Raw genomic sequence first — 14,136 nt, forward strand, 5'->3', positions numbered from 1 at the left:
ATGTCGTTTGCCGAAAGAATCATCATCGCCGAGGCGCCAGTGCGTTGGCAGGACGTGGTGGCAGTGGCCCGGCATGGCGCGAAGCTTGAGCTGGCCCCATCGGCCTGGGCGCGGATCGAGAACGCCCAGGCCATTGTCCAGCGCATCGTTTCCAGCGGTGACCGCGCCTATGGCGTCAACACCGGGCTTGGCGCCTTGTGCAATGTCTCGTTGCAGGACGAACAACTCAGCCAGCTGTCGCACAACACCTTGCTCAGCCATGCCTGTGGCGTGGGTACGGCGCTGTCGGACGAACAGACCCGGGCCATCATGTGCGCGGCGATCATCAATTTCTGCCAGGGCCGTTCCGGCCTGCAGCGCAAGGTGGTCGAGGCGCTGCTGACCCTGCTCAACCAGCACATCACCCCGCAGGTGCCGAAGCAGGGGTCGGTGGGGTACCTGACCCACATGGCACATATCAGCATCAGCTTGCTGGGCGTCGGCCAGGTCAGCTATCGCGGCCAGATCATGCCGGCGCAGCAGGCCTTGGCCGAGGTCGGCCTGGCGCCGGTCAAACTGGGTGCCAAGGATGGCCTGTGCCTGGTCAACGGTACCCCTTGCATGACCGGCCTGAGCTGCTTGTCGCTGGACGACGCCACTCGGTTGAGCCAATGGGCGGACGTTATCAGCGCCATGAGCTTCGAGGCCCTGCGCGGCCAGCTCGATGCCTTCGACCCTGAAATCATCGCGATGAAACCGCACCCCGGCATGCAGCGCGTGGGCAGTAACCTGCGGCGCCTGCTCGAAGGCAGCGAAATCATTGCCAGCAGCCAAGGCATTCGCACCCAGGACGCCTTGAGCATTCGCTCGATTCCGCAGGTTCATGGCGCCGCGCGCGATCAGCTGGAACACGCTGCGCGGCAGATCGAAACCGAACTCAACTCCACCACCGACAACCCGATGCTGCTGGGTACGCCCGAGTCGTATCGGGTGGTTTCCCAGGCGAATCCGCACGGCCAGTCGGTAGCCATGGCGGCCGACTTGCTGGCCATAGCAGTGGCCGAGATCGGGGCGATTGCCGAGCGTCGTCTCGATCGCCTGATCAACCCGTTGGTCAGCGGCTTGCCGGCCTTCCTGGTCAGCCAGCCGGGGGTGAATTCGGGCATGATGATTGTCCAGTACGTGGCCGCTTCACTGTGTGCGGAAAACCGTCAGCTGGCACAACCGGCAGTCGTCGACAACTACGTCACCTCCGGCCTGCAGGAGGACCATCTGAGCATGGGCACCAATGCCGGGTTGAAGCTGCACCGCGCCCTGGAGAACTGCACGCAGATCCTCGCCATCGAATACCTGTTGGCGGCCCAGGCATTCGAGTTCCTCAAGGAGCAGCGCTTTGGCGCGGGTACCAGCGTTGCCTGGCGGTTGTTGCGCGAACGGGTCCCGGCGTATGCCCAGGACCGTTGGTTGGCCCCGGATATCGCCAGCAGCGCATCGATCCTGAAGGACCCGGGCCTGCTTGGCGCTGCATTCCCCGAGCTGCTATGACCGATGCAAGGGCCACTCAAGGCTTTGGCTCGTGAGGGTCAAGACCTGTGCAATCGGGGGGCAAATGCCCCTTGATTGCGAACGACCAATAAAACGTTGACTTTGCGCGCGCCCAGGAACATTCATGATTCCAAGGTCATTGATGTTCGAGGTGAGATCATGGCGCAGACCGACGTTCTCATTGTCGGAGCCGGTCCGACCGGGCTGGTTCTTGCTCTTTGGCTCAACAGGCAAGGCGTCGCTGTAAGGATCGTCGACAAGAGCAGTGGTCCTGGCGAAGCTTCTCGCGCCATGGCTGTTCAAGCCCGCACGCTGGAGCTCTATCGTCAGCTCGACCTGGCCGAGCCAGTGATAGAGGCCGGCTATAAAACCCCTGCCATGAACATGTGGGCACGCGGTCGGCACAGGGCGCGTATCCCCTTGGGCGACGCAGGCAGAGAGGTTTCAGCGTATCCCTTCGTGTTGATCTATCCCCAGGACCGCCATGAGCGCCTGCTGGTGCAGCAGCTCCAGTCACTCGGCGTGGAGGTGGAACGGCAGACCGAACTGCTGTCCTTCGAGGAGGGTGAAAGCCATGTCACGGCCCTCCTGAAACATGCTGATGGGCGAGAAGAATCCGTCACTGCGGCTTTTCTGGCGGGGTGCGATGGCGCTCGGTCGCTTGTGCGGCAAGAGATCGGCAGCGGTTTCGAGGGCGGCACCTACAAACAGCTTTTCTATGTTGCGGATGTCAGGGTAACTGGCGTCGAGCCGGCAGGTGAGGGGCATATCGCTTTTGACAAATCCGATTTTGTGCTGCTCTTGTGCTATGGCGAAAAGGACCAGTACCGCTTGATTGGCACCGTGCGTGATGAGCGAGCCGAGCATCCTGAACATCTGACGTTCGAGGACGTTGGCCATGATGCGATCAACGGCTTGAACCTAAGGATTACCGCCGTGAACTGGTTTTCCACCTACCGTGTTCACCATCGCGTCGCGGACCATTTCCGCCGTGGCCGGGCGTTTCTGCTCGGTGATGCAGCGCATGTCCATAGCCCGGCGGGAGGGCAGGGCATGAACACCGGCATTCTGGACGCGATCAACCTGGCATGGAAGCTGGCCGCGGTGTTGAAAGGGACGGCGCCCGACACATTGCTCGACAGCTTCCAGATCGAACGCCAGGCATTTGCCCGCACGCTGGTGGAGACAACTGACAAACTGTTCACCTTCGTTACCGCTCAGGGCGGATTTGCCGACTTTGTACGTACTCGCATCGCGCCGCTCTTCGCGAGCGTTGCATACAAGAGCGAAAACGTCCGTGAGTACCTGTTCCGAGTGGTTTCGCAAACCACCCTCGATTACCGCGAAAGCCCGCTGAGCCAAGGCAAGGCCGGTGGAGTTCAGGGCGGTGATCGCCTGCCATGGCTGCCTGTGGGCACCGAGGACAACTACGCTTCACTGGCAGCCATTCAGTGGCAGGTGCATGTTTACGGCGAAGCCAAGGCCGACTTGTCCCAATGGTGCGCAAGGCACGGTATTGCACTGCATGTTTTCGCTTGGGAGGATGCGTACGAGAAAGCCGGCGTTGCCAGAAATGCTGCTTACCTGTTGCGGCCTGACAACTATGTCGCGCTGGCTGATCCTGAGGGGGAGGCGACTACCTTGAGCCGGTATTTCGAGGAGCAGGGATTGATGCGATGACCACCCCAGCCCCACCAGTCTTGCGCTGTTATGGTCGATACTGAATCTGTCGGCATTTTCCGTGGTTGCACACATGCGTACGCTGTGTATGAATTGTGACTGACAGGCGCCAATTGGGTCTATCAAGAATCACTCAAGTGTTTTGTGTTTGCGTGGCAAGCGCCCTTGAGCCGCTCCACCCAGCACCGATCTGCGAAGAACAACATGAAATCAGCGCGTACCGTTATCTCGGAGAACTTTTTCCGACGCTTCAAGGATATCTTCGCCCCACACCTCGACGCGCTTGGCATTGACCTGGCGCTGCTTGAGCGCGCCGATATTGAAATCCCCGGTGAACAATATGTCGCGCTCTGGGAGGCCGCCGGTAGCTGCAACCCTGCTATCGGCCTGACCTTGGGCAGTCAGACCGAAGCCGACGACTTCGGCGCGCTGGGCCACGCCTTGCACTGCGCACCTAGCGTTGAAAAGGCCCTGATGACGCTGCACACGTACCTCGTGGTGTTCGCCCAGGAGTCGTCCATCGATTATTGCTGCGAGGGCCGGCAGCTGCGTGTCACCTACCAGGTCACCGACGCTACCGTACTCAATCGCCGTCAGGATGCAGAGTTTGCCATTGCCGCGATTCTGCGACAGCTGCAACTGATAACTGCCAGCGCAGTACGGCCATTGCGGGTGGACTTCGAGCACCCTCGTCCGGCAGATGTCTCCATGCACAAGCAATTGTTCATGTGCCCGGTGTTTTTCAACCAGCCGACCAACCGCATCACGTTGCCAGCCCAGGTGCTTGGCCTGCCTGCCACCCGAGGTAACGATCGACTGTTCAAGGCCCTGGAGCCGTACCTTCAGCAGGAGCGCGAGCAACGAAACATCAGCGACGAATTGCTGCCCCGGATCACCCGCATGATCGCACTCGGCATGGCCAGTGGGTTGCCGTCACTCGATCAGGTCAGCCAATACCTGGGCCTCAGCCGGCGTACCCTGCAACGTCGCCTCAAGGACCTGGATATCGAGTTCTCGGTATTGATCGAGGAGGTACGCCGCGACCTGGCAATGGGGTACCTGAACCACTCCGACTATTCGATGACACAGATTTCACTGTTGCTCGGCTACGCCGAATCCGGTTCGTTTACCCGGGCATTCCGCCGCTGGACCGGGCATTCACCGCAGCAGTACCGGCTGGCCGGTCGTACCCATGGCACCGGTGGCTGAAACTCTGGCACCTGCGGTCAATTCAGCCGTTGTCCCCCTCTATACCCTGAAAGAAGCGCCTGCGCCTGCCTTGGGCAGCTGGCCCACTTCATTTCAGGAGAGCGACGATGAACACAGCGGTAAACGCCAGCCCGGCCAAGTGTGGCGAAGCCGAGGCGTTACGCATTCTTTCGCTGCAGCGAGCCGCACAGCGCGAGCAGCCCATACCCACAGTGCAGGAACGCCGTCGGCATCTGCAGCGCCTGAAGCGCTTGCTGCTGGACAATCAGGAAGCCATCTGTGCGGCAATCAGCATGGACTTTGGCAACCGGGCCCACCAGGAAACGCTGCTGCTGGAGCTGTTTCTCAGCGTGGACGGCATTCGCGACTGCCATGGAAGGTTGGGCCGCTGGGCCAGGTCGCAGCGGCGTAAAGGCTCGTTCTGGTTCCCGGGGGCACGTAATCGTGTAGTACCGCAGCCCAAGGGCGTTGTCGGTGTGGTCGCACCGTGGAACTACCCCCTTTTCCTGGTAATGGGGCCAGTGACCAGTGCCCTGGCAGCGGGGAACCGCTGCATGGTGAAGATGGCTGCCAACTCACGGAATCTGTGCGCTTTGCTGCACCGCCTGGTGGGCGCTTACTTCGATGAGCGGACCTTGGCCATTGTGCCGAATGTCAGCGGTTCGGTTTTCTCTGGCCTGCCTTTCGATCACCTGATCTTCACCGGTTCTGCAGATACAGGTCGCCAGGTGATGAAAGCGGCTGCCAGCAACCTGACGCCGGTAACCCTGGAGTTGGGTGGCAAGTCTCCGGTAATCATCGCCGACGATTTCGATCTGAAGACCGCAGCCAGCCGAATTCTGCAAATGAAAACGGTGAATGCGGGGCAAACGTGCGTTGCGCCTGACTACCTGGTGATACATGAAAGCAGGCTCGAAGCCTTCGTCGAGCAGTGCAGGGGCATCGTTCCGGCACGTTATCCGACGCTGGATTCAAAGGACTACACCTCGATCGTGGATGGTGCCTCGTTCGAGCGTCTGCTGGGGTATCTGGACGATGCACGGGGCAAGGGGGGCAGGGTGATCGAGCTGTTGCGGGGCAAGCTCAGTGATCCAGCCTCACGAAAGATTGCGCCGGTGCTGGTGGTCGACGTGTGCGATTCGATGCTGCTCATGCAGGAGGAGATCTTCGGACCGATCCTGCCAGTGAAGACCTATCGCTGCATCGACGAGGCGCTGGAATACATCAACGACCGCGACCACCCGCTGGCACTTTATCTCTTCACCCACCAACGGGCGTTGCAGGAACGGGTCATCGCCCAGACCCGCTCTGGAGGGGTGGCGCTGAACGACTGCGGACTGCACGTGGCCCAGCATGATCTTCCGTTCGGCGGTGTGGGAGCCAGCGGCATGGGGCATTACCACGGTTACGAAGGCTTTCTTGAGTTCTCCAAGCTGCGTCCGGTGTTCCAGCAATTCGCCTGGCCGGCTTTCCCTCTGCTGTACCCACCCTATGGCAAAACCTTCGAGCGTTTGATTCGGCTGATGCTCGGCCGCTGATCTCAACCCTATCCAATGCGAGAACCCGGCATGACTGATAACGAGGCATTGCATGAGCACCGCTCCTTCTGGCAGCACGCCTATGGAGCCTATTCACCTGACGCACCCCTGAGCGAGGACCTGCGTGTCGATGTTGCAGTGATCGGCGGTGGCTTTACCGGGCTGAACGCGGCCTGGCAATTCAAGCGCGACAACCCCGGGGCACGGGTACTGGTGCTCGAGGCAGCGCTGATCGGTTTCGGCGCCAGTGGGCGTAACGCTGGCTTCAGTACCAAGCTGTTCGGGCTGGAACCTGAGTTGGTGGTACTGCGCTGGGGCAAGCAGAGGATGATCGACGCCCATCACTACCTGGAGAAGGCGGTGACGCACACCCGCGAGCTGATCGAAACGCATGGGATTGATTGTGACTACCGGCATGCGGGCCTGATGCGAGTCAGTTACTCCTCTGCGCAATTGGCACGTTTGGGCAAGACCCTGGAGTTGTATGAGTCACTGGGGCTGGCAGCGGACATGCAGTGGCAGAGTCAGGCCCAATTGCGTCAACGCAACGACTCGCCACATCTGCTTGGAGGGATTCGGGAGGCCGACACGGGTTACCTGAACCCGTGCAAGCAGGTGCGTGGCCTGAAGAAACTGGCAGCGGCGGCCGGGGTTCGCATTCACGAGTCCACACCGGTGCTGGATATCGACAACAGTGGCGGCGCAGTTGTGTTGAATACCCCCTCGGCAAGGGTAACCGCCGACAAGGTGGTCATTGCTACCAATGCCTACGCACAGGATGCTCCCGGGCCTCGCAGCTTGCGCTGGCGGCAGTTGCCGTTGTGGACCTACCAGATTGTCACCGAGCCTTTGAGCGACGATATGTGGCAGCGCCTGGGGTGGCAAGGCAGGGAAGCGTTCGGTGATAACCGGCAGATGCTGCATTACTTCCGCCCCACGGTCGACGGTCGCATTGTCATGGGCGGTGGCGATGTACAGGCCTATTCCGGCAGTGCCATGCAGGAGCGCCCGTCCACGGCCGCCTGGGAGCATTGCGAGGCCCACCTGAAATGGATCTATCCGCAGTTGCGTGATGTTCGGGTCGCCTATCGCTGGGGTGGGCCGGTTTCAGTCAACGCCGACATGGTGCCTGAGGTCAGTTTCATCGGTGATGAACGCATGATCTATGCCGGGGGCTGCTTCGGCCATGGTGTCGCATTGAGTCACCTCAATGGCCGGACGATTGCCGATCTGCTGCAGGGGCACAAGAGCGAGCTGACCGATTTCTGGATCGTGAACCGCAAAATCATCCCGATGCCGGGCAACACCCTGTCGTGCTGGGCCGGGCGTACTGCGCGAAGGATGCTGCGGGCCTGGGATTGGTGGGAGGAGCGTAGCCTCAAGGCGTGAGCCTGCGCGGCATGGCACCGGATGACAAACATCCTGACGCATCCTGCCAATCCTCGGCCTGCAGCTTTGAATACTGTCTATCTCACAGAGTCGGAATCGACCTTGGGCTGTTCCTCGGCAGCCCCTTTTTACCCCCTCTGTTTGCTGCGAACTGCCTTTCGATAACCACAAGAACCACGCAAGGAAAAGTTCATGAAACCACGCCCCCTGTCCCTGTTGGGCGGCGCGCTGTTGGCGCTGCTCGGTACCACCATTCCGTTCACGGCATTTGCCGACCTTACCCCCACTGGCGCCGAAAAGGCCGGGAACGCCGATGGCAGCATACCCGCATGGAGCGGCGGCCTGACCCAGGCGCCGGCCGGCTGGTCGCCGGGCCATGGCGACCCGTATGCCGGTGACAAGCGCCTGTATTCGATCGATGCCAGCAACGTCGCTCAGTACCAGGCACAGTTGCCGGAAGGGCAGGTGGCGCTGATCAAGGCCTACCCGGGCTACCGCCTGGACGTATACCCGACGCACCGCAGCTGCGCGATCCCCGCCGAGGTGGCCAAGCGTACTCAGGACTTCGCCGGCCAGGCGAGCATTGGCGCCGACGGCTGGCGCCTGGAGCATGCAGCCGGCGCCGCAGTACCGTTCCCGCAACCGAAAAGCGGCATCGAGGTACTGTGGAACTACAAGCTGCGCTACATGGCCAAGGGCCGCAAGGCGCAGATCTCGTTCCTGCGCCGTGAGGCCGGCGGCGGGCTCACCGAGGTCCGTCAATGGGCCAGCGAGTACTACCCCTACAATGATCCCGCGGTAAAGGCACCCGCGGACACCGACGACATCGAGGCCAAGCTGCTCTACGACATCCAGTCGCCATCTTCGCGCGCGGGTGAAATGTACCTGGTGCACGCCCGTCTCGACCAGCCACAGAACGCCTGGATCTACTTCCCAGGCCAGCGCCGCGTGCGCCAGGCGCCAACCTTCGCTTACGACAACCCGATCGCCGGCTCCGACAACCTGTACTTCGTCGACCAGATCAACATGTTCACCGGTGCCCTGGACCGCTACGACTTCAAGCTGCTGGGCAAGCGCGAGATGGTGGTGCCGTACAACTCCTACCGCCTGGTGGACAAGAGCAACACCTACGACAAGCTGATCGGCGAGCATTACCTGGACCGCGACGCGCAGCGCTACGAAAAGCACCGCGTGTGGGTGGTCGAAGCCACGGTCAAGGCTGACAAGCGCCACTCGTTCGCCAAGCGCGTGTTCTACTTCGACGAGGACAGCTGGAGCCTCCTGCATGTGGACATGTACGACGCCAAGGGCAACCTGTGGCGGGTACAGGAGGGCAGCTTGTGGGCCGACCCCGAGATCCAGGCCTGCACCAGCTTCGAGTACGTCAGCTATGACCTGATCGCCCGGCGTTACATCGCCGATGGCTTCACCCAGGAGGGGGCTGCCTTGGACCTGACCGCCGGCCTGCAAGGCCGGGTTGGCGACAAGCTGTTCAACGCCAACGAACTGCGCCGTCGCGGCGAGCGTTAATCCTCCGGAGACCACAGCATGAACAAACTCCCTTCGCGGGCATGGGCGAAGGCCGCACCGTGCCCGGCGCTGGCCCTGGCGGCATTCGGATTGCTTGGCACCCAGCCTTGCCAGGCCTTTACCTTCGGTAGCGAGGGGGGCCTGTCGGGCAGTTTCGACTCGTCCCTGTCCTACGGTTTCGCCAGCCGCCTGCAGGCCCCCGACTGCCATATGCTGGGTAACGACAACGGCGGTTGCAATACCGGCACCGGCAACGAGCTGGGCCGCTACTACAACCTCGAGCGCGGCAACGGCTACGCCAATGCCGACATCAACTACAGCAACGCTGACGATGGCAACCTCAACTACCACAAGCACGATGTCTTCTCTCAGGTGATCAAGGGCACCCATGAGTTGAGCCTGCGCTTTGGCGAGGGCTGGAGCGCGCTGGGCCGGGTTGCCTGGGCCCGTGATTTCAAGATGGACGATACCCGGCGCACCGACCTGCAAGGTGCGGCTCGACGCGACGCCACCAAACGCTTCGACTTGCTCGACCTGTGGTTGGCGAAAAGCTTCGACATTGGTGAGATGCCGGCCAAGATCAAGGTTGGCAACCAGGTGATCAGCTGGGGCGCGGAGATGTTCATCAGTGGTGGCATCAACCAGATAAACGCGTTGAGCCTGCCCAAGTACCATACCCCGGGCACCCAGCTCAAAGAGGTGTTCATCCCCGCGCCCATGGCTTCGTTCAGCCTGGGCATGACCGACACCCTGAGCCTGGAGGGCTACTACCAGTTCAAGTGGAATGCCTACGATGTCGACCCGGTAGGCACTTATTTCTCCACCGTCGACATCGTCGGTGAAGGGCGCAGGGCGATCCATTACCCGACAAGCTTCGTCGAGGGCCTGCAGCCCGGCACCTGCGTCGGTACACCGACTGGCCGTTGCGGTGACCCGCTGACCAGTGGCCTGAGCCACGATCAACTGGTGGCCAGCGGCCTGGCGGTGCCGTATGGCGGCGAGCGCAAGGCCAGCAACGGCGGGCAGTACGGCCTGGCGCTGCGCTGGATGGCCGAGTCGATAAACACCGAGTTCGGCCTGTTCTATCAGCGCTATCACGACAAGCTGCCCTTTGTCGGCTATACGGCACGGAGCAATCCTGACGCCTTGGTCGTGGACGACTATTTCATCAACTATGGCGAGGACAAAGACCTGTTCGGCCTGTCGATGAGCACCCTGGTCGGTCCTGTGGCCGTGGCCGGCGAGCTGTCGTTCCGGCCCCGGGATAGCGTGGCAATAGACCCTACGGTAGCGTTCGGGCAGGCCTTCACTGGCAGTTTCAACCGTTACAGCGTGTTCGACACTGGGGTGAGCAAGGGCTTTGTCGAGGAACGCAAGTGGCAGGCTGACGTCAACGCCACCTACACCTTTTCGGCCAACGACCCTTTGGGCTTCATCCCCAGTGCCCTGGGTGCGTCCGATGGCTTCCTGCTGGCGGAGGTGGCGGTCACTCGCTATCCGGGGCTGGATGACTCGGGGCGGGTGCCCTACGTACTGCCGGACTACTCGCTGCCCGACCGCACCTCCTGGGGCTACGTGACTGAGTTCGGCGTCAACTACCCGAACCTGTTCGGCAGTGGCGTGACCGTCACGCCACAGCTGGACTTCAGCCACGACGTCAAGGGCACCACGCCCAACGCCATGCCCTTCGTCGAGGGGCGCAAGTCGCTGACCAGCTCGTTGCTGTTCAACTACCGCGACAGCTGGAAAGGCGGCCTGCAGTGGGTGCGCTACTGGGGCGGGGGCGACAACAACCTGATGGCCGACCGCGACTTCATCAGCGGCAACATTTCCTACTCCTTCTGATCCGGCCGCCAAGCGCTGGCAAGGCGCGTGGCGGGGAGGCTTTTCATGCTGGCTTATCTGGTCTCGGCGCTCGAGCGCCTGGTCTTTCGCCATCGCCTGGCGACCCTCGGCCTGCTGGCCGTGGTTACCCTGGTGATGGGCCTGTTCGCCGCGCGTCTGGAGATGTCGGCGGGCTTCGACAAACAACTGCCCCAGCAACACCCCTATATCAAGACGTTCAACCAGTACCGGGACGTGCTGTTCGGTGCCAATCGGGTCATCGTGGTGCTGCGGGCGAACCATGGCGATATCTGGAACAAGGCGGCACTGACCCGCCTGCATGACCTGACCCAGACGCTGTTCTTCCTGCCCGGCGTCGACCGGCGCAGCGTCACTTCGCTGTGGACGCCGAACACCCGTGCAGTGCAGATCACCGAGGAGGGCATGAAGGCCGAGGACGTGGTCGGCGGCGACGTCACTGTCGGCAACCTCGATGCCCGGGCCATCGCCGGCATCCGCGAGCGCACCTTGGCCGGTGGTTTCGTCGGCAGCCTGGTAGCCAACGACCAGCGCGGGGCGATGGTGGTAGCGGAGCTGGCCGACCCGGACCCGGTGACGGGCAAGCGCCTGGACTACCTGGCCTTCAGCCGCCAGCTCGAAGAGCAGGTGAGGGCGCAATACGCCGACGCTGACTTTGATGTGCAGATCATCGGCTTCGCCAAGCAAATGGGCGATATCGGCAGCGGCGCCCGCAGCGTGGTCGAGTTCTTCGCCCTGGCCTTCGTGCTCACGGCACTGGCCGTCTACTGGTATACCCGCTCCTGGCGGCTGACCGTGCTGCCGCTGGTGTGCTCGCTGGTGTCGGTGGTGTGGCAGTTCGGCACCCTGACGCTGCTGGGCTTCGGCCTCGACCCGCTGGCAATCCTGGTGCCGTTCCTGGTGTTCGCCATCGGTGTGTCCCACGGCGTGCAGCAGGTCAACTTCATCGCCAAGGAGGTCTGCGCCGGTGCCGATGGCATGACCGCCGCCCGGCGCAGTTTCGTCGGCTTGATGATCCCGGGCACCCTGGCCCTGATCACTGCTTTCGTCGGCTTCGCCACCCTGGTGCTGGTGCCGATACCGATGATTCGTGAACTGGCTATCACCGCTTCGGTGGGGGTGGCCTACAAGATCGTCACCAACCTGGTGATGTTGCCGCTGCTGGCCAGCTACTGCCGTTTCGACCGGCACTACGTGGCCAAGGTGGAGCGCCTGCGGGCGCGCCGCGAGGGGCTGATGACCGGCCTCGGGCGCATTGCCGAGCCACGCAACGCAGTGCTGGTGACTGCGCTGGGCTTCGGCCTGATGGCGCTGGCGGTATGGCAGAGCCAAGGCCGGCACATTGGCCATGTGCTGCCGGGGGCACCCGAGCTGCACGCCAACTCGCGTTACAACCAGGACGTGGAGCAGGTGGTCAGCCATTTCGCCCTGGGGCTGGACCTGTTCACCGTGGCCGTGCAGACCCCGGCTGGCGGTTGCTACCGGCATGACATGATGGCCTATGTCGACCGTCTCACCTGGTACCTGGGCACCTTGCCCGGCGTGCTGTCGGCGCAGTCGTTGCCAGCCATGGCCAAGCTGGCAGCCTCCGGGGTCAATGAAGGCAATCCGAAATGGGCGGCGCTGCCGTTCGACGAACTGTCCCTGGGCGAAACCGTGCGCCAGGTGCCCGAAGCATTGCGCCTGTTCGATGCCGACTGCACCGTGCTGCCGGTCAACCTGTACCTGGCCGACCACAAGGCCAGCACCCTCAAGCAGGTGACCGCGGCCGTCGAGCGGTACCGCGAGCGTCATGTCCTGCCCGGAGTGGACGTGCGCCTGGCCAGCGGCAGTGCCGGGGTGCAGGCGGCCACCAATGCAGTGGTGGAGAGTTCCGAACTGCCGATGATGCTCTACGTCTACCTGACCATCGTCTTGCTGGTTGGGCTGGTGTACCGCGACTGGCGAGCCATGCTCGCCTGCTGCCTGCCGCTGACCCTGGCGACCTTCCTCGGCTACTGGTTCATGAAGGCCCTCGACATCGGCCTGACTGTGGCCACCTTGCCAGTGATGGTGCTCGCGGTGGGCGTGGGGGTGGATTACGCCTTCTACATCTACAACCGCCTGCAACTGCACCTGGCCGCGGGGCGCGACATCGTCGCCGCGTTCCAGCAGGCCCTGCGCGAGGTGGGTGTGGCCACAGTGTTCACTGCGCTGACCTTGTCGGTGGGGGTGGCCACCTGGTCATTCTCGGCGCTGAAGTTCCAGGCCGACATGGGTCTGCTGCTGACCTTCATGTTCATGGCCAACATGCTCATGGCCGTGACCCTGCTGCCGGCCCTGGCGGTGGTGCTGGAAGTGCTGGTTCCGCGACGGGGGCCGGTTCGCGCACCCCTGGCCGCTCATTGAGAAGGGCTGACTGATGAAGACCGTTCGATTGCTGCCCTGGTTGCTGGGGCTGATGTACGCAGGACAGACATGGGCGGCGCCGGCCATTGCCCTGAACGATGTGCGCCACGCGCCATTGGTGGCGGTGGCCCGGACCGGTGTCGGGGTGGTTGCGGTGGGTGACCACGGTGTGGTGGCGTTGTCCGGTGATGGCCAGCAATGGCGCCAGGCGCGCAGCGTACCGGTGGATGTGCTGCTGACCGCGGTCAGTTTCATCGACGATCGTCAAGGCTGGGCGGTGGGGCATGGCGGAGTGCTGCTGCGTAGCGTCGATGGTGGCCAGGACTGGGTGTTGCAACAACGCCTGGAGGGCAAGCCGGTGCTGTTGTCGGTGGTGTTCACCGATGCCCATCACGGCATGGTCGTCGGTGCCTATGGCTATGCGGCGCGTACGGTCGATGGCGGCGTCAACTGGCTACCGATGCAGGTGGGGGAGGAGGGCGACGACTTCCACCTCAATCAGGTGTTCCAGGCCACCGACGGCAGCCTGTTCATCGTCGGCGAGGCCGGCCATGCCTACCGCTCCACCGACCAGGGGGTGTCCTGGCAGCCCCTGGACACGGGTGTCAGTGGCTCACTGTGGGCCGGCACCGGCCTGCGCGATGGCCGCGTGCTGCTGGCAGGGATGAGTGGGCGGGTGCTGCTGGGCGACAGCCTGGGCCGACACTGGCAGGCACTCGACAGTGGCAGCCAGCAGGCGATCACTTCTGTGACGCAGCTGGACGATGGCCGCGTGGCCCTCGTGGGCAATGCGGGCCTGACGGCGGTTTCCGATTCGCAGGTGACGCACTTCACCAGCGCCCAGCGCGAAGACCGCCTGAACCTGTCGGCCCTGGCCGCGCAATCCGGCCACCTGCTGCTGTTCGGCGCTGCCGGCGTTATCGAGGGTGTGGCACCGGATGCCAAGGCAACTGTCACTACGCGCCAATCCACCGAAAATACCCCTCGATAGACTCAAGCCCAGGCCGATCGCCTG

At 62.7% G+C, this 14,136-nt stretch carries 9 protein-coding genes; all 9 read left to right on the forward strand.

Translation table 11 applies throughout. The features are described from left to right. The 9 genes from hutH (at position 1) to CAG34_RS04445 (ending at position 14,112) form a co-directional block, all read left to right on the forward strand. Positions 1-1,524, forward strand: coding sequence for a histidine ammonia-lyase (gene hutH, locus CAG34_RS04405; protein ID WP_085588260.1), 1,524 nt, complete (start codon positions 1-3; stop codon positions 1,522-1,524). Positions 1,525-1,683: 159 nt separating this feature from the next. Further along, positions 1,684-3,204 carry an FAD-dependent monooxygenase gene (locus CAG34_RS04410; RefSeq protein WP_085588263.1) on the forward strand — a complete coding sequence of 507 codons (1,521 nt, stop codon included), beginning with the start codon at positions 1,684-1,686 and terminating at the stop codon, positions 3,202-3,204. Positions 3,205-3,408: 204 nt separating this feature from the next. Next, positions 3,409-4,413 carry an AraC family transcriptional regulator gene (locus CAG34_RS04415; RefSeq protein ID WP_085588265.1) on the forward strand — a complete coding sequence of 335 codons (1,005 nt, stop codon included), beginning with the start codon at positions 3,409-3,411 and terminating at the stop codon, positions 4,411-4,413. Positions 4,414-4,520: 107 nt separating this feature from the next. Then, positions 4,521-5,951 carry a coniferyl aldehyde dehydrogenase gene (locus CAG34_RS04420; protein ID WP_085588267.1) on the forward strand — a complete coding sequence of 477 codons (1,431 nt, stop codon included), beginning with the start codon at positions 4,521-4,523 and terminating at the stop codon, positions 5,949-5,951. A 30-nt stretch (positions 5,952-5,981) separates the two neighbouring features. Then, positions 5,982-7,340, forward strand: a complete 1,359-nt coding sequence (locus CAG34_RS04425) for an FAD-binding oxidoreductase (RefSeq protein ID WP_085588269.1) — start codon at positions 5,982-5,984, stop codon at positions 7,338-7,340. Between the two features lie 192 nt (positions 7,341-7,532). Further along, a complete protein-coding gene (locus CAG34_RS04430) occupies positions 7,533-8,870 on the forward strand; it encodes a DUF1329 domain-containing protein (RefSeq protein WP_085588271.1) in 1,338 nt (445 codons plus the stop codon). Between the two features lie 18 nt (positions 8,871-8,888). Next, a complete protein-coding gene (locus CAG34_RS04435; protein WP_085588273.1) occupies positions 8,889-10,715 on the forward strand; it encodes a DUF1302 domain-containing protein in 1,827 nt (608 codons plus the stop codon). Between the two features lie 45 nt (positions 10,716-10,760). Continuing rightward, positions 10,761-13,121, forward strand: a complete 2,361-nt coding sequence (locus tag CAG34_RS04440) for an RND family transporter (protein ID WP_085588275.1) — start codon at positions 10,761-10,763, stop codon at positions 13,119-13,121. Positions 13,122-13,134: 13 nt separating this feature from the next. Further along, the gene (locus tag CAG34_RS04445) at positions 13,135-14,112 is read left to right on the forward strand and encodes a YCF48-related protein (protein ID WP_085588277.1); all 978 of its coding nucleotides are present in this window, start codon (positions 13,135-13,137) and stop codon (positions 14,110-14,112) included. Positions 14,113-14,136 lie beyond the last annotated feature (24 nt).

The sequence above is a fragment of the Pseudomonas sp. B14(2017) genome, from assembly GCF_002113255.1.
Classification (GTDB): Bacteria; Pseudomonadota; Gammaproteobacteria; order Pseudomonadales; family Pseudomonadaceae; genus Aquipseudomonas; species Aquipseudomonas putida_Z.

Coding starts and splice junctions, on each gene's coding strand:
- CAG34_RS04425 (WP_085588269.1), top strand. CDS start 5,982: ATGACTGATAACGAGGCATTGCATGAGCACCGCTCCTTCTGGCAGCAC.
- CAG34_RS04410 (WP_085588263.1), top strand. CDS start 1,684: ATGGCGCAGACCGACGTTCTCATTGTCGGAGCCGGTCCGACCGGGCTG.
- CAG34_RS04435 (WP_085588273.1), top strand. CDS start 8,889: ATGAACAAACTCCCTTCGCGGGCATGGGCGAAGGCCGCACCGTGCCCG.
- CAG34_RS04430 (WP_085588271.1), top strand. CDS start 7,533: ATGAAACCACGCCCCCTGTCCCTGTTGGGCGGCGCGCTGTTGGCGCTG.
- CAG34_RS04445 (WP_085588277.1), top strand. CDS start 13,135: ATGAAGACCGTTCGATTGCTGCCCTGGTTGCTGGGGCTGATGTACGCA.
- hutH (WP_085588260.1), top strand. CDS start 1: ATGTCGTTTGCCGAAAGAATCATCATCGCCGAGGCGCCAGTGCGTTGG.
- CAG34_RS04420 (WP_085588267.1), top strand. CDS start 4,521: ATGAACACAGCGGTAAACGCCAGCCCGGCCAAGTGTGGCGAAGCCGAG.
- CAG34_RS04440 (WP_085588275.1), top strand. CDS start 10,761: ATGCTGGCTTATCTGGTCTCGGCGCTCGAGCGCCTGGTCTTTCGCCAT.
- CAG34_RS04415 (WP_085588265.1), top strand. CDS start 3,409: ATGAAATCAGCGCGTACCGTTATCTCGGAGAACTTTTTCCGACGCTTC.